Origin of the sequence: Palleniella muris, assembly GCF_004792655.1 — a bacterium.
Lineage (GTDB): Bacteria > Bacteroidota > Bacteroidia > Bacteroidales > Bacteroidaceae > Prevotella > Prevotella muris_A.
On sequence record NZ_SRZC01000015.1, the window covers coordinates 45026 to 63919 of the forward strand.

At 48.0% G+C, this 18894-nt stretch carries 14 protein-coding genes and 1 pseudogene; 14 read left to right on the plus strand and 1 reads right to left on the minus strand.

The window, feature by feature from the left end:
* The first annotated feature begins 147 nt into the window (after nucleotides 1-147).
* The 3 genes from E5358_RS09750 to E5358_RS09760 all read left to right on the plus strand — a co-directional run bounded on the left by E5358_RS09750 (nucleotide 148) and on the right by E5358_RS09760 (nucleotide 2984).
* Nucleotides 148-1146, plus strand: a complete 999-nt coding sequence (locus E5358_RS09750) for a class II fructose-bisphosphate aldolase (protein WP_135940000.1) — start codon at nucleotides 148-150, stop codon at nucleotides 1144-1146.
* 9 nt (nucleotides 1147-1155) lie between these two features.
* Nucleotides 1156-1908 carry a 5'-nucleotidase C-terminal domain-containing protein gene (locus E5358_RS09755; RefSeq protein WP_135940001.1) on the plus strand — a complete coding sequence of 251 codons (753 nt, stop codon included), beginning with the start codon at nucleotides 1156-1158 and terminating at the stop codon, nucleotides 1906-1908.
* A 233-nt stretch (nucleotides 1909-2141) separates the two neighbouring features.
* Nucleotides 2142-2984 (plus strand): bifunctional metallophosphatase/5'-nucleotidase, encoded by an 843-nt coding sequence (locus E5358_RS09760; RefSeq protein WP_135940002.1) that lies wholly within the window; start codon nucleotides 2142-2144, stop codon nucleotides 2982-2984.
* 1039 nt (nucleotides 2985-4023) lie between these two features.
* Here E5358_RS09760 and porT read toward each other — a convergent pair.
* A complete protein-coding gene (porT, locus tag E5358_RS09765) occupies nucleotides 4024-4767 on the minus strand; it encodes a type IX secretion/gliding motility protein PorT/SprT (protein ID WP_135940003.1) in 744 nt (247 codons plus the stop codon).
* A gap of 157 nt (nucleotides 4768-4924) precedes the next feature.
* On the opposite strand from porT, the gene E5358_RS09770 reads away from it, so the two are divergent.
* The 11 genes and pseudogenes from E5358_RS09770 to E5358_RS09825 all read left to right on the plus strand — a co-directional run bounded on the left by E5358_RS09770 (nucleotide 4925) and on the right by E5358_RS09825 (nucleotide 18890).
* Nucleotides 4925-5485 (plus strand): DUF1599 domain-containing protein, encoded by a 561-nt coding sequence (locus E5358_RS09770; RefSeq protein ID WP_168354630.1) that lies wholly within the window; start codon nucleotides 4925-4927, stop codon nucleotides 5483-5485.
* A 6-nt stretch (nucleotides 5486-5491) separates the two neighbouring features.
* Nucleotides 5492-7419 (plus strand): annotated as a pseudogene (locus E5358_RS15585) (BT_3928 family protein).
* Nucleotides 7420-7477: 58 nt separating this feature from the next.
* On the plus strand, nucleotides 7478-8044 hold the full coding sequence (locus E5358_RS09785; RefSeq protein ID WP_277821246.1) for an SPOR domain-containing protein: 567 nt from the start codon (nucleotides 7478-7480) through the stop codon (nucleotides 8042-8044).
* Nucleotides 8044-8622, plus strand: a complete 579-nt coding sequence (gene folE, locus E5358_RS09790; RefSeq protein ID WP_135940006.1) for a GTP cyclohydrolase I FolE — start codon at nucleotides 8044-8046, stop codon at nucleotides 8620-8622. Before E5358_RS09785 ends, folE begins: the two co-directional genes overlap by 1 nt.
* 112 nt (nucleotides 8623-8734) lie before the next feature.
* A complete protein-coding gene (locus E5358_RS09795) occupies nucleotides 8735-9562 on the plus strand; it encodes a transketolase (protein WP_135940007.1) in 828 nt (275 codons plus the stop codon).
* A gap of 71 nt (nucleotides 9563-9633) precedes the next feature.
* The gene (locus tag E5358_RS09800; RefSeq protein ID WP_135940008.1) at nucleotides 9634-10557 is read left to right on the plus strand and encodes a transketolase family protein; all 924 of its coding nucleotides are present in this window, start codon (nucleotides 9634-9636) and stop codon (nucleotides 10555-10557) included.
* The gene (locus E5358_RS09805) at nucleotides 10554-12047 is read left to right on the plus strand and encodes an FGGY-family carbohydrate kinase (RefSeq protein ID WP_135940009.1); all 1494 of its coding nucleotides are present in this window, start codon (nucleotides 10554-10556) and stop codon (nucleotides 12045-12047) included. The genes E5358_RS09800 and E5358_RS09805 overlap by 4 nt, the downstream gene beginning before the upstream one ends.
* Nucleotides 12048-12173: 126 nt before the next feature.
* Nucleotides 12174-13604: an L-fucose/L-arabinose isomerase family protein gene (locus tag E5358_RS09810; RefSeq protein ID WP_135940010.1), complete on the plus strand. Its 1431-nt coding sequence runs from the start codon at nucleotides 12174-12176 to the stop codon at nucleotides 13602-13604.
* A gap of 89 nt (nucleotides 13605-13693) precedes the next feature.
* On the plus strand, nucleotides 13694-14461 hold the full coding sequence (locus E5358_RS09815; RefSeq protein ID WP_135940011.1) for an exodeoxyribonuclease III: 768 nt from the start codon (nucleotides 13694-13696) through the stop codon (nucleotides 14459-14461).
* A 705-nt stretch (nucleotides 14462-15166) separates the two neighbouring features.
* Entirely contained in the window at nucleotides 15167-15736 is a 570-nt protein-coding gene (locus E5358_RS09820) for a hypothetical protein (RefSeq protein ID WP_135940012.1), read from the plus strand.
* Between the two features lie 52 nt (nucleotides 15737-15788).
* Nucleotides 15789-18890 (plus strand): tubulin-like doman-containing protein, encoded by a 3102-nt coding sequence (locus tag E5358_RS09825; protein ID WP_135940013.1) that lies wholly within the window; start codon nucleotides 15789-15791, stop codon nucleotides 18888-18890.
* Nucleotides 18891-18894 lie beyond the last annotated feature (4 nt).

Here is an 18894-nt window from a genome sequence, read left to right on the forward strand (position 1 = left end):
GTTGACCAAATATATATAATGTTTTTATCCAAAATAACAAAAAAACTAACAAACTTTTTGGTACTTACTGATAATTTTCTTAACTTTGCGGTACAAAAAAACTATACCGAGGATATACAGTTCAACTATATAAACAATTAAAAAACTATGGTAAATTACAAAGAACTTGGTCTCGTAAATACTCGCGAGATGTTCAAGAAGGCTGTTGCCGGTGGTTATGCTATCCCTGCGTTCAACTTCAACACAATGGAGCAGATGCAGGCTATCGTCATGGCAGCAGTGGAGACAAAGTCACCTGTCATCATGCAGGTGTCACGCGGTGCACGTAACTATGCTAACCCGACAATCCTCCGCTACATGGCAGAGGGTGCTGTTGAGTACGCTAAGGAGTTGGGATGCCCTAATCCGGAAATCGTTCTTCATCTTGACCATGGTGACTCTTTCGAGACCTGCAAGTCATGTATTGACATGGGCTTCTCTTCTGTAATGATTGACGGTTCTTCACTCCCTTACGAGGAGAACATCGCTCTCACAAAGAAAGTTGTGGAGTATGCACACCAGTACGACGTGACTGTCGAGGCTGAGCTCGGTGTCCTCGCAGGTGTTGAGGATGAGGTTGTTGCTGAGGAGTCTCACTATACAAAGCCTGAGGAGGTTATCGATTTCGCTACACGCACAGGCTGCGACTCACTCGCTATTTCTATCGGCACATCCCACGGTGCATACAAGTTCACTCCTGACCAGTGCACACGCGACCCTAAGACAGGCAAGCTCGTTCCTCCTCCACTCGCTTTCGAGATTCTCCATGAGATTGAGGAGAAACTTCCGGGATTCCCAATCGTGCTCCACGGCTCTTCTTCCGTACCACAGGACTGCGTGGATACAATCAACGAGTTCGGCGGCAAGCTGCCTGATGCAGTAGGTATTCCTGAGGAGCAGCTCCGTGAGGCTTCCAAGTCTGCCGTTTGCAAGATCAATATCGACTCCGACTCACGTCTTGCAATGACAGCTGCCATCCGCAAGTATCTTGCAGAGAACCCAAGCCACTTCGACCCTCGCCAGTACCTTACACCGGCTCGTGAGGCAATGAAGCAGATGTACATCCACAAGATTGTTGACGTACTGGGCTCCAACGACAAACTGTAATCTATGCAAATGAGAAAATATATAGTTGTGGCAGTCGTCTTTTTGACGGCTGCCATTTCTGCTTTTGGGCAGAAATACCATGTCACCAATGTCACACGGGAACGTATCCTCGTCGACAGCACCTTTGCCGATGATGCCCGTGGCGTGGATGTCCTTGCGCCCTACAAGCACATTGTCGATTCCATTATGTCGCCTGTTGTCGGCAAGGTTGCCAAATACATGGCGGCACACAATCCCGAAAGCGAGCTGTCCAACCTTCTTGCGGACATCATGGTGTGGCAGGGCAGGCGGTACGGCGAGAAGCCTGACCTCGGCATCTACAACATGGGAGGCATCCGCGCGGCACTGCCTGCCGGCGACGTGACGTTCGGTGATGTCAATGATGTCGCGCCTTTTGAGAACTACATAACATTCCTCTCCCTTACAGGTGAGCAGATGAAGACACTCTGCGACCAGATAGCGAAGAGCAACGGATGCGGTCTGTCAAAGGGAATCGCCCTCGTCATAAAGGGCAGGGAGGTGGAATCGGTCACACTTCACGGACAGCCGATAGACCCGAACCGCACCTACCGCATTGTCACACTGAACTATCTTGCTGAAGGAAACGACGGTTTTGCGGTGCTCCCTGAAGGTTTTGACATAAAGTCCCCTAAGGATGAGCAAGCCCGCACAAGAGAATTCATTGTCGATTATTTCATAGAGAAGACCAAGGCGGGTGAGGTCATCGATGCGGAAATCGAAGGGCGTGTCGTGCTGAAGTAAGCATGAAGACCGGAATTCAAAGCATTGTTGTCTGGTAAAAAAAACAATGACAAGCAGCAAAGTTCTTGTATATCATCATATTATGATATTTTTCTTCAAAAGGGAGTGTTTTGGGAACCGCTAACGCGGTTCTCTGCACAGAAACATCCGTACACTGCGTACAAAATCAGAGATGTATTTTGTGTTTTTATCGGACAACAATAAAATCAAAGTAAACAAAAAAGCGGAAAACTATGATTGATTCTATAAAGATTAAAGCCATTGTCGTCTGTGCCCTTGTCTGCACTCTGCTGCCTGCATACGCACAGAAGCGGCTCACCATACTTCACACCAATGACACGCACTCATGCGTCCTGCCGATGAACCCGAATCTTTCCGACAAGAGCATTGCCGGACGTGGCGGATACCTGCGGCGCATCACGCTGATTAACGAGGAACGCAAGAAAGACCCTGACCTTCTGTACATCGATTCCGGGGATTTCTCGCAAGGCTCTTCCTATTACACACTCTTCAAGGGTGACGTGGAGGTGCAGCTGATGAACGAGATGGGCTGCGACGCATCAACAATAGGCAACCATGAGTGGGACTACGGACTGGAAAACCTTGTCCGTAACGCACGCATGGCAAAGTTCCCGTTCATCTGTTCCAACTACGATTTCAAGGGCACAGAGCTTGAGAATGTCATCAAACCGTATACAATCATCAAGCGCAACGGTCTGAAAATCGGCATCTTCGCCCTTTGCCCGCCACTTGAAGGGCTTGTGTTTGCCGGAAACTGCAAGGGCGTCACCTACAACGACCCTGTCGCTTGCGGGCTGGAAATGGGAACATTCCTTAAGAAAAAGAAGAAATGCGATGTTGTCATCTGCATCTCCCACCTTGGCTGGGACGAGCGTGGCGACATCGGAATGATAAAGGGCTCACGCAACATAGACATCGTTCTTGGAGGGCACAGTCACAGTTATTTCACCGAACTTCAGTATGCCAAGGATCTCGACGGTAAGGATGTCCCTGCCGACCAAAATGGAAAATCCGGCATCTATGTAGGCAAAATCGTACTCGAGCTTGGCAAATGACATGACTTCCCTATAGTGTCTGTCGTTGTTTGCGGCAAACACGACTTGAGTATAGGTTGGTTTGCTATGTCCTGTTTTATGGAGTCAGGCGGTATCCGTGTGTTACGGATACCGCCTGATTTGTTTATGGATATAATCGAAAATATTGGTGTCGCTAAACATAAGTTAGTCCACAAAATTAAACGACATTATTTTCAATCGTTATGTATGAATTTGTCTTTAGCCTTCTCTGCTTGTCATTTTTGGTGAAAGCTATAGGTCTCATCGGTCATGTAGCTCGCTACACTCCCTATTCAGCCTACGATTTTTCCTCAAAAATAATAGCGCAGATAATGCAAATTAATTTTGTGGACCAACTTATATAACGCATTATCATTTATCTATTTCTGTTATGACAAGCCCCTATCCTCGCATACGGCAACATGATTTAGCTGTAAAGTGTGGCTCTGCCACATCTTATGCGAAACATTTCCTATGAAAATGTGATTTCACAACAACTTGTGGAGTTTTACCAGCAAAATAAATCTAAAAAAAGTGCATGAGTTTTCTAATTCCCTATTTATCATAATGTGAGAAACAAGCCTTCGTTACGTGAAAAATCATGCTCCATTCAGTCAAAGCCGGTCATTCAGACAGTAAAGCAATACCTTTCGCACTGCCAAAGGTATTGCTTTTCACTGCAAAACGTTATGGTTTGCAAGGTAAATGGTAACGAATTGGCGTGTTTTATCATGCCCTGTGAGTGTTATGCCATTGCTAATGATTTGGTTTTCAGCAAAATAACTAAATGACTGAATTTTAGAAATTTCCGTAATTCCCTTGTGAAAAAATCTACAGACGATTCTCAGAGGGCAAAAATGGCGTGAGTTTTCTAATTCTTTTCCTCTTTCGGAGGTTGGACATACATCACAAGTGTATATCCCAACAGAATTTCTACTGCCCCGTGAAAATACCAATAAAATGAAATAGTCCACAGTCTGTTCCTACGAACAGACTGTGGACTATCATGCCATAAACTGCTATGTAGCAAAAAGCGTAACTACTCAAAGTAAAGCGACAGGCAAATCATTTTCGTGCGTGCCTTGTCCACGGAGTAGGCGTAGGGCAGCATACTCTCGTCGCGCAGGGTGCCGGCATGCTTCGTGTCGAGGCTGTTTGTCAGGCTGTACATGAACTTCAGCTCCGGGCGGAGCTTGAAGAACGGCAGATAAAAATCGCATCCCAAGCCCGCAGACAGGAATATGTCGTACTTCTTCAGGCGCAGATAGTCGTTCGCCTTTGTCGTCAGATTGAACATCGGGGTCAGGCCGGCAACAATGTAAGGGCGGTGGTTGTTGAAGCGTTTTGCACTGAAAATCATGTCCATTGTCGCCGCGATGTACACGGATTTCATGTTCTGCACCACCTCTCTCGGCTGTTCCTGCTCGTCAAGGTCTGCACGATTATGGAATGTCAGGTGCTTCGTGCCGAAATAAAGCATCGGTGCAAGGCGGAACGCAAAGTGCGCTCCGAGGCGCGCTTCGCCAAGCACACCAACCTGAAAGCCCGGGTCCCAACGGTCCTGATCAACGCTCACGACAGATGTGTATTGCCCTCCGTCCTCCGTCTCTATGGTGACCGGACCGACATTGTTCAGCTCCATGTCCTGCAAGTGGGTGCCGAGAACCACGCCGAAATGGAACGGGCGCAGATCCGTGTAAGGGCGGTTCTCCACCGATCTGTCCTGTGCGCAGGCATAAAGTGCCGGCGCCAAGGCGAGTATGATTGTCAAAATATTCTTCATCCTATATATAACGTGTAGGCTTTTGTTTTATTGTGCCAAAACGGTGCTGCATGAATTTATCTGCATTTTCCTTTGTGGTGTATCATATAAAATAAGGTGAAAAGTTTGGGAAATTGGGGAAAAATGAGTAACTTTGCCCCAAATTAAGCAAACCGTAATGGCAAAAGACTTGCAGAAGACAGAAAGTCAGTTCCATGAAGCGTTGGAACTGTGCAGAGATATTTTCCGGAAGAAGCTCTATGATTATAAGCCGTCATGGAGGATGCTGCGCCCGTCGTCGCTGACCGACCAGCTCTTCATCAAGGCAAAGCGCATCCGTTCGTTGGAGATAAAGAGGGAATCCAAAGTCGGTGAGGGCATCTTCCCTGAGTTTATAGCGTTGATAAACTACGGTATTGTAGGGCTTATCCAGCTTGATAATGGTTTTGTGGACGAGATAGACATCACCAACGATCAGGCGATGGCACTCTATGACGAGTATGCCGAGGCATGCCTGTTGCTGATGATGAAGAAGAACCATGACTACGACGAGGCATGGAGAGGCATGCGTGTGAGCAGCTATACCGACTTCATACTCACGAAGATAGAGCGCATCAAGGAAATCGAGAACCATAATGGCGAGACCATCGCTTCGGAAGGCATCGGCTCCAACTATATGGACATCATCAACTATGCAGTGTTTGGTGTCATAAAGTTCATGGAAGCGGCAAAAATGTAGAAGCCTGTGGATAAACGTAAGATTGCGAATGCTGTCATAGTAAACCTCTCCAGGGTCTTGGTCGGCGTGGTTTTTGTGTTCTCGGGCTTTTCCAAGGCAGTCGATCCGTTGGGGACAGTCTACAAGTTTCAGGACTATCTTGCAGCCCTCGGGCTTGGAAACACTATTCCGGACGCCCTGCTTCTGCTCTGTGCTGTGGCATTGTCAACGGTGGAGCTTGCCATGGGCGTGTTCACTCTTCTGGCAATATGGCGTCGCAAGACCTCGAAGGCTGTGCTTGCCTTGATGGCTGTAATGCTGTTGCTGAGCGTTTGGATTTATGCTGCCGATCCGGTGCAGGACTGCGGATGCTTCGGTGATGCGCTTGTTCTGGCAAACAGGGACACACTCATCAAGAACATCATCCTGACAGCTTGTGCCATAGTGCTTGCCCGCTACCCGCTGTCAATGCCACGCATGCTTGGCAAAAACATACAATGGATGACGGTGCACATCACTGTTGCCGGCTCAATCGTGCTTAGCGGATGGTGTCTTTACGACTTGCCGGTGGTGGATTTCCGCCCTTATCATGTCGGAGCCGACATACGTCAGGGGATGATTGTGCCGGAAGACGCCGAGCAACCGGAGTTTGAGACAGTCTTCATCATGGAGAAGGACGGCAGGCGAGAGGAGTTCTCGCTGGAGAACTACCCCGATTCCACATGGACATTCATTGACAGCAGGACAACCGTTGTCAAGCAAGGATATGTCCCTCCGATACATGATTTCTCGATAACTACATCCGACGGTGCGGACATAACCGACGATGTACTTTCCTACAAAGGATATACATTCCTGCTCATAGCACCTTTTCTGGAGAAGGCCGACGACTCCAATTTTGGTGAGATAGACCAGATTTATGAGTTTGCGGACGACAACGCCCACAGGTTCTATTGCCTGACATCCAGTGGCGAAAAGGCTGTTGGGCATTGGAGGGACATCACCGGCGCGGAATATCCTTTCTGTTTCACCGACGGAACGACGCTGAAGACCATAGTCCGAAGCAATCCGGGGCTGCTGCTCCTTAAGGACGGCAGGATTATAGGCAAGTGGAGCCATAACCTCCTCCCGTCGTTGGAGAGGCTTTCGGGGATGATAAAGACGGAAAAATAACAGTTTAACACTTAAAAAATAAAAACAAAATGGCAAAGAAAATTGTTGCGGGCAACTGGAAGATGAACAAGAATCTTCAGGAAGGTGTTGCCCTTGCTAAGGAACTCACAGAAGTTGTCAAGAATCCAAACTGCGGTGTCATCATCTGCACACCGTTCATCCACCTTGCAAGTGTGGCAGAGGTTGTCAAGGGTTCTGCAATAGAGCTTGGCGCAGAGAACTGTGCTGACAAGGCTTCCGGCGCATATACAGGTGAGGTTTCTGCAGAGATGGTCAAGTCTACAGGTGCAGAGTACGTCATCCTCGGTCACTCAGAGCGTCGCGAGTACTACAATGAGACTCCGGAAATCCTCAAGGAGAAGGTGGAGCTTGCACTGGCTAACGGTCTGAAGGTAATCTTCTGCATCGGCGAGTCTCTCGAGGAGCGCGAGGCAAACAAGCAGAACGAGGTAGTAAAGGCAGAGCTTGCAGGTTCTGTGTTCCACCTTACAGCAGAGCAGTGGAAGAACATCGTAATCGCTTACGAGCCAATCTGGGCTATCGGAACAGGCAAGACAGCCACTGCAGAGCAGGCTGAGGAGATTCACGCATACATCCGTTCTTGCGTTGCAGAGGTTTACGGCGCAGAGGTAGCGGCAGAGACATCTATCCTTTACGGTGGCTCTTGCAAGGCTTCCAACGCTCCTGAACTCTTCGCAAAGCCTGACATCGACGGCGGACTTATCGGTGGCGCGTCACTGAAGGCTGCTGACTTCAAGGGCATCATCGACGCTTGGGGATAATGGCGTAAAGCCTGTGGTGGAATGGAGGAGAGCATATTTTATATATGATTTGTTGAATATGATGAAACATCTCTTTATTACAATATGTCTGGCATTGGTGGCTTTCGCTGCCAATGCACAGACTATTACAGATGAACTCCGACGCTCCAAGGACGGAGAGGGTACGGTAGTCATAAACCAAAGTCAGGAGATTGAACGTCTCGTGAATGCTGCAGATGTGCGCCGGCAGGCGGAAAAAGCACCGTCGGCAACAACATCAGAGCCGTCGACAGCAACCGCTCCGTCAACGGAGAGAGGCACTTCCACCACGGAAGGTGTAGCCACCACGGCGGAAACAGGAAAGAAGATAATGCGCCATAGTTACAAGACTACAGGCTACCGCATACAGATTTACAGCGGAGGGAACAAGCGTGCCGACCGCATCAAGTGTGAGCAGATTGCGCAAAGGGTGAAGGGCAGTTTCCCCAATCTCCCTGTTTATGTGCATTTCTATTCACCAAGCTGGAAGTGCCGCGTGGGAAATTTCACCAACCAGGAAGAGGCATCGGCTGTGCTTAAGCAGATACGTGCCATGGGATATTCACAGGCGTGTCTTGTCAAAGGAAAAATTAATGTTCAGTATTGATGACAGAGGAAGAAACATATTTGCGTCCGGGACTTGATGAACTTGCAGCACATTACAAGGAAATCCTCGGACTGCTTGGGGAAGACCCTGAGCGCGAGGGGCTTGAGAGAACCCCATTGCGTGTGGCAAAGGCGATGCAGTTCCTTACGAAAGGCTATGGACAGGATCCGAAAGCGATACTTGAAAAGGCACTGTTCCATGAGGAGTACAGCCACATGGTTATCGTCAAGGACATCAATTTCTACTCGATGTGCGAGCACCACATGCTGCCGTTCTATGGAAAAGTGCATGTGGCATACATCCCTAACGGCACAATCACAGGCCTTTCCAAGATAGCACGCGTTGTGGAAGTCTTCGCACGACGCCTGCAGGTGCAGGAACGCATGACACATCAGATTATGGAAATCATACAGGAGACTCTGCATCCCATGGGAGTGATGGTTGTCATAGAGGCGGAACACATGTGCATGCAGATGCGTGGCGTGGAGAAACAGAATTCCGTAACCACAACATCCGCATTCTCGGGTGTGTTCAAGGCACAGGAGACTCGTCAGGAATTCATGAACCTGATAAAGTGAGCTGGCTTTCCATGGATAGCCTTTTAGCGGTTATATGCCATCGTATGGGCGGTGGAGACCGGATATTTACAGGAAGAAAACAAAAATAAATCAACCATAAATCAAACTAACAATGACAGCAAAAGAACTTACTCTGCAGTCAGAAACCAACCGCAAACGCTTGGTGGAGATTGTCTACAATGGAGGTGCCGGCCATATCGGTGGCGACTTGTCATGCCTTAATGTGATGACAGCACTCTATTTCGATGTGATGAATGTGAACCCTGAAGATCCTAAAATGCCGGAACGCGACCGTTTCGTGCTTTCAAAGGGACATTGTGTTGAGGCTCTTTACAGTGTGCTGGAAGCAAAAGGCTTTATCACAAAGGAGCTTACGGACACTCTCGGACAGTTCAATTCCGTGCTTTCCGGTCACCCTACAATCGAGGTTCCGGGCATAGAGGTAAACTCCGGTGCACTCGGTCACGGTCTCCCTATCGGTGTTGGAATGGCTATTGCTGCAAAGATGGACAAGCAGCCATGGCGCACTTATGTCATGATGGGCGACGGCGAGCAGGGTGAAGGCTCTATATATGAGGCTGCCATGGCAGGCTCTAACTACAAGCTGGATAATCTTGTGGCAATCATTGACCGCAATCATCTTCAGATTTCCGGTAATACGGAGGATGTCATGAAGATTGATTCCGTAAAGGAACGCTGGACAGCTTTCGGCTGGGATGTCATTGAAATCAACGGCGACTCTTGCGAAGAGATTCTCAATGCGTTCCACTCTATCGACTACACTAATGGCAAGCCGCACCTCATCATCTCCCATACGACAAAGGGATATGGCATCTCTTATATGGAGAACATTGCGAAATGGCACCACGGCATGCCTAACCGGGAGCAGTACGAGCAGGCTGTAAATGAGATAAGCGCACGCATCGAAAGCCTGAAATAAGTAGTCTTCATGGCAGGAGATTATCATTTCCCTGCCCAATCCATCAACATTTAACCTAAAAATCGAAAGAAATGATTGCTTGTAGAAAAAGTTTTACCGATGAGCTTCTGCGTCTCGGTAAGCAAGACAAAGATATTATTGCCGTGACAAGTGACGCGCGCGGCTCAGTGACATTGGGCGATTTCGCCAACGAACTCCCTGAACAGTTTGTGGAGTGTGGCATCGCCGAGCAGGATGCTGTCGGCATTTCCGCCGGTCTGGCTCATTCGGGAAAGAAGGTTTTCTGCTGCGGACCGGCATGCTTCTATGTCGCACGCTCCTTGGAGCAGGTGAAGGTTGACCTTGCATACTCACAGAATCCTGTGACAATCCTTGGCGTATCGGGCGGTATTGCCTATGGCGCACTCGGTGCAACCCACCATTCTCTCCACGACATCGCTGCTCTCCGCACATTCCCTGGAATGTCTGTGTTCCTCCCTGCTGACGGTCAGCAGACAAAGGTTCTTGTCGGCAAACTTGTTGATTATAATCAGGCGGCTTATGTGCGTGTGGGACGTGCTGCCGTTCCTGAGGTTTATCCGGAGACAAAGACTGACTTCGAGATTGGCAAGGCTGAGCAGATTCATGACGGCGACGATGTCGCTATCATCGCTGTCGGTGAGCCGGTTTGGCACGCTCTTGAGGCAGCTAAGCGTCTTGAGGCTGACGGAATCCACGCCCGTGTGATAGACATGTCACTGGCAATCAAGCCATGCGACCGTGAGGCTGTCATCAAGGCGGCACGTGAGACAGGACGCATCATCACCGTAGAGGAACACTCTCGTTATGGAGGTCTTGGCGGTATGGTGGCAGAGATAGTCTGCGAGGAAGTTCCGGGAACAGAGCTGACAATCCTCGGTATTCCTGATGAGAACGCCGTACACGGCACTGACAAAGAGATTCGCCACTATTACGGACTCGATGCTGACGGCATCTATGAAGCGGTGAAAGAATGATTATCTCTATAGACCAGAGCACATCGGCTACAAAAGCCCTGCTCTTTGACGATAACTGCAAACTCCTGAAGCAGGTGGGCGTGCCTCACAAGCAGCACTATCCTCAGCCCGGTTGGGTGGAACATGATGCGGAGGAGATTTGGCAGAACACCATCGAGGCTATGAAAGAGGCTCTCTCTGCGCTCCCGGAAGGGGAGGGCATGGGTGAATCTCTCAGCGTTGCCATCACAAATCAGCGCGAAACGGTCGTCGTATGGCATCGTGAGACCGGCAAACCTGTCTGCAATGCTGTCGTATGGCAGTGCATGCGCGGACAGCAAATCTGTGACGAACTGAAGGCAAAAGGCTATGGAGACATGGTCAAGGAAAAGTCCGGACTTCTCATCGACCCGTATTTCGCAGGCTCGGGTGCCAAGTGGATTCTCGACAATGTCGAGGGTGCGCGTGCCTTGGCAGAGGAAGGCAAACTGTGTTTCGGCACGATTGACTCATGGCTTGTCTACAAACTGACAGGTGGAAAGGTTCATGCCACAGACTATACAAACGCTTCACGCACGATGCTGTTCAATGTCCACACTCTTGATTGGGACGACGAACTGCTTGAAATGCTGACCATTCCACGTTCAATGATGCCGACGGCTCTGCCTTGCGATGCCGTTTACGGTGAGGTGTGTGACGAAGTGCTTGCCGAATTGGGATGCAATGCCGACATAGTGAAGATTGCCGGAATCCTTGGCGACAGCCATGGCGCACTCAGTGGTCAGATGTGCTTCGCGGAAGGCTTCGGAAAGGCAACCTACGGCACAGGCTCTTCCGTAATGGTTAACATCGGTGAGAACTGTGCTCCTGCACCTGACGGTCTTGTGACCTCAGTGGGATTTTCTGCTCTTGGCAAGACTTTCTATGCCTTTGAGGGAAACATCCACTGCACAGGTGCCACACTTAACTGGCTTCGCGACCAGCTCCAGCTCATCAACGGCCCGCAGGAAGTGGAGGCAATGGCGACATCTGTCCCTGACAATGGCGGCGTTTATTTCGTTCCTGCGTTCTCAGGACTTGGCGCACCATGGTGGAATGCTGACGCAAAGGCATGCATCTCCGGCATGACTTTCGCCTCTATAAAGGCTCATGTGGTACGTGCCGCACTCGAAAGCATTGCCTATCAGGTGACCGACCTCATAAAGACCATGACCGAAAAGGCGGGAATCAATCTGAAGGAAGTTCGTGTCGACGGTGGTCCTACAAAGAACAAGTTCCTCATGCAGATGCAGTCCGATCTCCTGCAGGTGCCTGTTGTGCGTTCCGAAGTGGAGGATGCTTCAGCGTTCGGAGCACTCGTAATGAACCGTTTCGCCCTTGGCATATGGAAGACTTTTGACGAGGCACAGAAGGCATGGACAGCCCTTGAAGCCACAACTCCGGTACATACACCGGAGGATATGGCACCGGCGTATGCCGGATGGCAGAAGGCGGTGCAGAGCTTGCTGTAAAAATAACTTGGGTTGCAAGAGGAATTTCGTGATAAATCATGATTCATCATGATGAAACATGTTGCATCAACCCACAATCAATCACCCCATAATCCACAATCAACAACCCTAATACCTATTAATATTATGTATCAACCAGCTAAACCGGGAAAAGAGACTTTCGGTCTCATCATAGGCACACGTGCCTATTTCAACTTTGAACTTGCAATCGATGTGCGCAAGACTCTCATCAGTGAGCTTACAAAAGCAGGCTACGGCTATGTCCTTCTTGATGAAAACGAGACAGTTACAGCAGGCGCAATGGAGACTGTCGAGGACGGCAAGAAATGTGCTGAACTCTTCCGCAAGCATCGTGACGAGATTGACGGCATCATCGTTTCTCTTCCGAACTTCGGCTTCGAGATTGGCATCATCAACGCCATCTCACGTGCAGAGCTGAATGTACCTGTACTCGTTCAGGCTTGTGACGACGAGAACGATAAGGTAGACCTTGACCACCGCCGTGACTCTTTCTGCGGAAAGATCTCTGTTTGCAACAACCTCTACCAGTATGGCATTCCTTTCACTGACACAACTCTCCACACATACTCTATAAACTCTCCGCTGATGATGCAGGATGTCAACCGCTTTGCTGCCATTTGCCGCGTGGTGAAGAAGCTGACTCACTGCCGTGTGGGACAGATTGGCACACGTCCGCTTGGCTTCAACACTTGCCGTGCATCAGAGAAACTTCTTCAGGCTTCAGGCATAACAGTCGTTCCTGTCGACCTTTCCGAGATTCTCTACAATGCTGAGCGCGTGGCTGACGATGACCCAAAACTCATCGAAAAGATGGCTGCTATCCGCGGATATGCCACTGTTCCTGAGGCTTACGACGACAAAGTCAAGACACAGGCTAAGTTCGGTGTTGCTGTAGAGAACTGGATTGAGGCAAACGAAGTGGACTGCGTGGCAATGCAGTGCTGGGATTCTCTCGAAGTAAACTATGGCTGCGCTGCCTGTGTGACAATGTCCATGCTTGGCGAGAAGGGCATCCCTTGCGCTTGCGAGACAGACCTCGCCGGTGCTGTGGCTATGTATGCTCTGCACCTTGCTTCTGAGCTTGCTCCTGCTCTTGCAGACTGGAATAACAACTTTGCAGAAGACCGTGAGAAGTGTGTTGTCACACACTGTGGCAACTTCCCTAAGTCATTTATCCGTAACGAGATAAAGCTCGGTCCTCTCGGTGTGCTTGGCAGAACTCTCGGTAAGGTTCGCACCTTCGGAGCTGTCTATGGCAAGTGCACGGAAGGTGAGTTCACATATTTCCGTATCTCTACCGATGACACTCTCGGCTGCATCAAGGCTTACCTCGGTAAGGGCGAGATGACCAACGACCCATACGGCATGGACGGCTGCATCGCTGTCACTAAGGTGCCAAATCTCCAGGGACTGATGAAGTTTATTTGCAAGAATGGCTTCGAGCACCATGTCGCTATGGTACGTACAGATGTCGTTGAGATTCTTCGCGAGGCTATTGAGACATACCTCGGCTGGGATCTCTATGTACACGAATAATAATAAGGTTATAGGTTGTGGGTTTTAGGTTAATTAGTAATTAACAAAATCATCCTTAACCCACAACCATTAACCCACAACCAAAACAAATGAAATTCATTTCATGGAATGTAAACGGTCTGCGTGCATGCGTGGGGAAAGATTTTGAGAAATCTTTCCTTGCGCTTGACGCAGACTTTTTTTGTCTTCAGGAGACAAAGATGCAGGCGGGACAGCTTGATTTGCAGTTCGTCGGGTATAAGTCTTATTGGAACTATGCTGAGAAGAAAGGCTATTCAGGCACAGCCATTTATGCAAAGCATGAGCCACAGAATGTGATGTACGGCATGCGCCCAATCCTTGGTGACGATGTAGATGAGCATGAGCACGAAGGGCGTGTGATAACCCTTGAGTATGAGGACTTCTTCCTTACCACGGTCTATGTGCCGAATGCCCAGGACGGACTGCGCCGTTTGGACTACCGTATGCGTTGGGAAGACGATTTCCTGCGTTACATAAAGGCTTTGGACGAGAAGAAGCCTGTCATCTTCTGCGGTGACCTCAATGTCGCCCATGAGGAGATCGACCTTAAGAATCCGAAGACAAACCGCAGGAATGCGGGCTTTACTGACGAGGAGCGCGGTAAATTCTCCACCCTGCTGTCAAACGGTTTTGCGGACACGTTCCGCACCCTTCACCCCGAAGAGCAGACCTTCTCATGGTGGTCCTACCGTTTCCGTGCACGTGAGAAGAATGCAGGCTGGCGCATCGATTACTTTGTCGTGTCCGAGCGTCTTATGCCGAAAGTGGAAAGTGCTGCTATCCATACTGACATTTTTGGCAGCGACCACTGTCCTGTAGAACTTGTGCTGAAATAAAAAATCGCAATAATTCGTATGAGGATGTTGTTATTTTCTCATATGGATTCAGAATTTATGTAGATAAAATACAATGCGTGTTTGATATGTGACAGTATCGAACACGCATAACTGTTTTATGAATAGTAAGGTTAATGTATCTTAAAAGTAAAGCTGTTGGCTTAATTATTTTTGGTTATTAATAAAATAAAAGTTAACTTTGTTCTTGACTTTTTAGAGTCTTTGTCAAAATGTTGTGAATGAGAACGTGTTCTTGCAATGCAACATGACGAGGGCAGCCTGCGCCGGGTTGATGAGCGGACGCTTTGCAACGGATGGGTGGGAAAAGAAAAGTCAAGACATAATTAAGGCGTTTACTTAACGCTACGTTCGTGACGTATCAGAAATCTAGCAAATTTTAAGATACAAATATTAAAGTCGTGGACATAGCAACGGTAGATGCCCCGGGTGTGATTATATCACGACCTATCGTGGATTGGTGCAAAAGCCTCTTTTAAAAAGAAGGCCATATTGCACCATGAGATGGGTGTATTATATTCATATCGGCGTGGGCTCTGACGTTGTCTGTTCGACTTTAATAGGCAATTGCTAGAGCCTCTGATGCGTGGAATGGACAGCCGGAAGTTCTCACGCTTTTTTTGTGTCCTATTGAGTTGATTATATATTATTTATGTAGGACTATTCCGGCTCAGCCGACATTTATTTATGGGTGCATTGTTTGATATTATGTATTATGCCATTGGTAGCTTCTTCTTAGGAGTTATCCTTACTTTATGTGGCATGGTTCTTATGTTTTATCTTGTGAAGTCTTGGCGTAATAATGCAGAATACACTCCTGCAAGTTACATTGTCGGAGGCGTTCTGTTCTTTTTCCTTGCGTTTCAGACAGTTCTTCTTTGTGGTGCTGTAACGATAAAGTCGTATGTCGGTGATGTGGAAATATATGTAAATCATTTGGTTTCCGGAATTTCACAATCATCTGTATTGTCAAGCCAAGATAGTCAGGAGATACTTGATAGCATCAGTAATGAATTCCCGCTTGTCGGCTACTATGTCGATATTGCAGATTTCAGTGGGCATACTCCGCTTACAATTGCTGCATCTATGGCTGAGGAGTTGGGTAGCTACATGAATTGGTATATTCTGAGGCGATTGTTATGGATGTTGCTGTTCATTGCCATAGGCGCATTTGCTGTGATTAAGACAATGGATAAAAGTATGAAATATACGCAAAAGCGTGGCAGCACAACTAACAGGTATGTGTATGACGACTAACTTTCCGGTAGAAATAAACAAGTAATCAAATAACTTAATAAGAACAATAATTATGTCAAATCATCTTATCATTGGACTTGGAGGTACAGGTGGAAAAGTTCTCCGTGAATTCCGTAAGCGTGTGTACGAGGAATTTCGTAGTAACGACCCTTGCCATGGTGTGTTTTTGGATTATGTCTATGTCGACTCGTCACCTGCCGACCTTAACGACCGTTCAGGTTGGAAGGTAATAGGCAAAAGTGTTCATCTTGGTGAGGCTCAGAAAGTTAACATTAATGGCATGAACGCTTCCGTACTCCAGAACCTTGGGATGTATCCGGGTATGCAGAGTTTTATCAATGGCAATGACAAGTCATTGATGGACAGGCATATGGGACCGCTTATTACTGCCGGAATCGGAGGTCAGCGCCGTCGTTTGGGACGCATGCTGTTGGCTAACAACCTCAGTGATTCTGCCAACCAAAGCAATCTTAACAATGTGATTCATAATGCCGTGGTACGTTTGCAGAGCGCGTCAGGCGATAACGATGTGACTTTCCACATCTGTGCAGGTTTGGCAGGTGGAACAGGTTCGGGCTCGATTGTCGATGTCATTGCCCAGATACGAAAGCAATATCCTTATCAGGAGAGCACACGTGCATTCAAGATACGCCTTTTTGTGTACATGCCTGAGCGTAATATGGTTTATGCCAACCATGACAGCGGATTCTATCAGGCCAATGGCTATGCTGCTTTGCAGGAACTGAACGCCATCAGTACAGGATATTATGCTCCTGTAGACATTACAGGCGAGAAGGATGTCTACACTCAGGAAGTAAGGAAACTTATGGAGAGGCAGGAGTCTTTTGAGGCAGCCTATATTTACAGCAATGTGAATGAAGCTGGTAAGATGCTTGACTTGAGCCATGGACTTCCGGCATCTGTAGCTGATTTCATGTTCCAGACCATCGTTGCTGCCAACATGATCGGTGGTGCAGGCAAGATGGCAAGACTTGTGGGATGCGAGAATGACGGTGCCGGTCCTGAGCAGGATCAAAGCGGTGCTAAGACCAGAAGCCGTAAATTCCTGTCATTCGGTATCAGCCGCATAGAGTACCCTGAGTCAGAAATCAATGAGTATATGGTTTATAACTATGCCATCCAGGCTGCACGTCAGCTAACATACGACATGTGGCAGGAGGGTATAGGCTATGGTGAACGTTCCATAGAAGAGGTTGGCGCCGGATTCTTGGATGAAATCAAGAACCCAACAAACAGAGAACGCTTCAAATTGGCGAACTCTTATATCACCTTAGGACGCCCTATCATTGAGTCTTCCTCAACAAAACGGTGGAAAGACCTGACTACCACATGGGAAGACCGCACACAGCAAGATGCCGGTCTGGTGCAGTCGCAATATGAAAAGAAACAGTGGTTTGCCGAGTTTACAACACTGATTGACGCTTATTATGCCGATGGATTCCGTTCCCATGGTGTAGTGAAGTTCTATGATATACAGCGTCAGGAAATAAAAGCCTATGCTCGCAATATCCGTAGAGTGATAGAGAAAATCCTTTTTGATGAATGGACAAGTGGTGGAAAGGACAGCAAAAGCATATTGGCGATAGAGCGTTATGCACAGTTGCTGCGAACAGACTGTAATGACCGTATTGATACTTTTAAGCGGCAAATCGGAAATATGGAGGCAGAACTTGAAGAATATTCTGCTGCTGTCAAGGCTGCTGATACCGCTTGGAATAACATAGGCTGGCTTAAGGATGCGCTTACAAATGCGGCATCAAAGGTTTTTGCACAATACAAGACTGCAAAATGCAACTATTATACAACGTCCACACGCATACAGGCTTACCTCTATGGCATAACCCTCCTGCAAGAGATTATTGTGGAATTGGGCAACATGATAGAGGGAGTACAGGCATTTAAGAACGAGTTGAACGACATCTTGTCACAGGTGGTTGTTCAGGCAGGCACGAAATGCCAGGTGAATGCTGTTCAGGATGATGCTATTATCAAGAAATACGACCCGGAGAAAATACAGCAGTTGGGCAAATTGTATGCAACAAACTTTGAGTATCAAAGTGGCAATGCTGCCGAGATTCGTGCAAAAATGGTAGCGAACTTAGGCGAGGATGGTGAACATACATTTGCTAATCTGTATGATTCCATTGACCAGGAGACGGCTATGGGAATCATTTTGGATGTCTGCACAAAGAATGCCCGTGCCGCAATGGATGATTCTGCAAAGAACGACCCGATGATGAAGATGGTTGGGGTGAACATCCTTGACAAACTTAAGGTGGAATTGAACACAGAGGAAAAGATAGAGGCGTTTGTGAAGTCGTGTGTCAATTGGGCGCGTTCCTATGTACAGTTCAATCCGGAGGAGACAGGCAAGGTCATTGCAGGCAATTCGGGTAAGATGATGCCTATGGTACAGGTGGCTCTGCCAAAGGCGGAAAGCGACTCCACAGAGGCTTTCCGAAACAAACTCCTTGATGCCTTTGTGCAGAATGTTCCGGGATTTGTTCCTAACCTGGACACTGACTTGTCAATCAACTACAAGCCAAACCAAATGGTTGTGGTGTGTGCGAATGCCGGTTTCCCACTGCGCTATTTGGAGAACATGAAGACTTTGAAACAGAAATATGACCAACTGTTAGCTTCTCCTGAAGGTGAATTGAACAGGATGGTGCTTCATACCACAAGTTTTGCAAAGCCTCTTCCTTCACTCTTTGAACAAAGTGCGGTTGACTTGATGGAGAAAGCAAAGCGTCAGCTGATGCTGGCATTTGCATTTCAGATTGTCAAGCAGTGCCAAGATCCTGTCACAGGAGAAAGTTTCTATGCACTGCGAGTACCTGACGGAGACTTTGGTGATAGCTGGAATAAATTGGCAAAAGATTTCAAGAGTTGCTTGGAGGCACTGTCACAAAACTTCAAGAACTTTACTCTCGTAGAGGAACAGGTTGCAGCAGAGTTGAAGATACAGGCTCGCAGCAATGAGCAAAAGGCAAGCATGCGCAAGGCTGTTGGTGCTGTTGTGAAACAAGTGATTTTGCCAACAATGTGTGAAAACAATGAGTTTGACCCAACATATCTTAAATACAGAGATTTGGCAAAAGACATTTTCAATACGGAACTGAAAGAACTTTAATTTA

Excerpts from the sequence above, each read along its gene's own strand:
- E5358_RS09800 (WP_135940008.1), top strand. The coding sequence starts at position 9,634 with ATGATTGCTTGTAGAAAAAGTTTTACCGATGAGCTTCTGCGTCTCGGT.
- E5358_RS09785 (WP_277821246.1), top strand. The coding sequence starts at position 7,478 with ATGATGAAACATCTCTTTATTACAATATGTCTGGCATTGGTGGCTTTC.
- E5358_RS09755 (WP_135940001.1), top strand. The coding sequence starts at position 1,156 with ATGAGAAAATATATAGTTGTGGCAGTCGTCTTTTTGACGGCTGCCATT.
- E5358_RS09805 (WP_135940009.1), top strand. The coding sequence starts at position 10,554 with ATGATTATCTCTATAGACCAGAGCACATCGGCTACAAAAGCCCTGCTC.
- E5358_RS09795 (WP_135940007.1), top strand. The coding sequence starts at position 8,735 with ATGACAGCAAAAGAACTTACTCTGCAGTCAGAAACCAACCGCAAACGC.
- E5358_RS09810 (WP_135940010.1), top strand. The coding sequence starts at position 12,174 with ATGTATCAACCAGCTAAACCGGGAAAAGAGACTTTCGGTCTCATCATA.
- E5358_RS09770 (WP_168354630.1), top strand. The coding sequence starts at position 4,925 with ATGGCAAAAGACTTGCAGAAGACAGAAAGTCAGTTCCATGAAGCGTTG.
- porT (WP_135940003.1), bottom strand. The coding sequence starts at position 4,767 with ATGAAGAATATTTTGACAATCATACTCGCCTTGGCGCCGGCACTTTAT.
- folE (WP_135940006.1), top strand. The coding sequence starts at position 8,044 with ATGACAGAGGAAGAAACATATTTGCGTCCGGGACTTGATGAACTTGCA.
- E5358_RS09750 (WP_135940000.1), top strand. The coding sequence starts at position 148 with ATGGTAAATTACAAAGAACTTGGTCTCGTAAATACTCGCGAGATGTTC.
- E5358_RS09820 (WP_135940012.1), top strand. The coding sequence starts at position 15,167 with ATGGGTGCATTGTTTGATATTATGTATTATGCCATTGGTAGCTTCTTC.
- E5358_RS09815 (WP_135940011.1), top strand. The coding sequence starts at position 13,694 with ATGAAATTCATTTCATGGAATGTAAACGGTCTGCGTGCATGCGTGGGG.
- E5358_RS09825 (WP_135940013.1), top strand. The coding sequence starts at position 15,789 with ATGTCAAATCATCTTATCATTGGACTTGGAGGTACAGGTGGAAAAGTT.
- E5358_RS09760 (WP_135940002.1), top strand. The coding sequence starts at position 2,142 with ATGATTGATTCTATAAAGATTAAAGCCATTGTCGTCTGTGCCCTTGTC.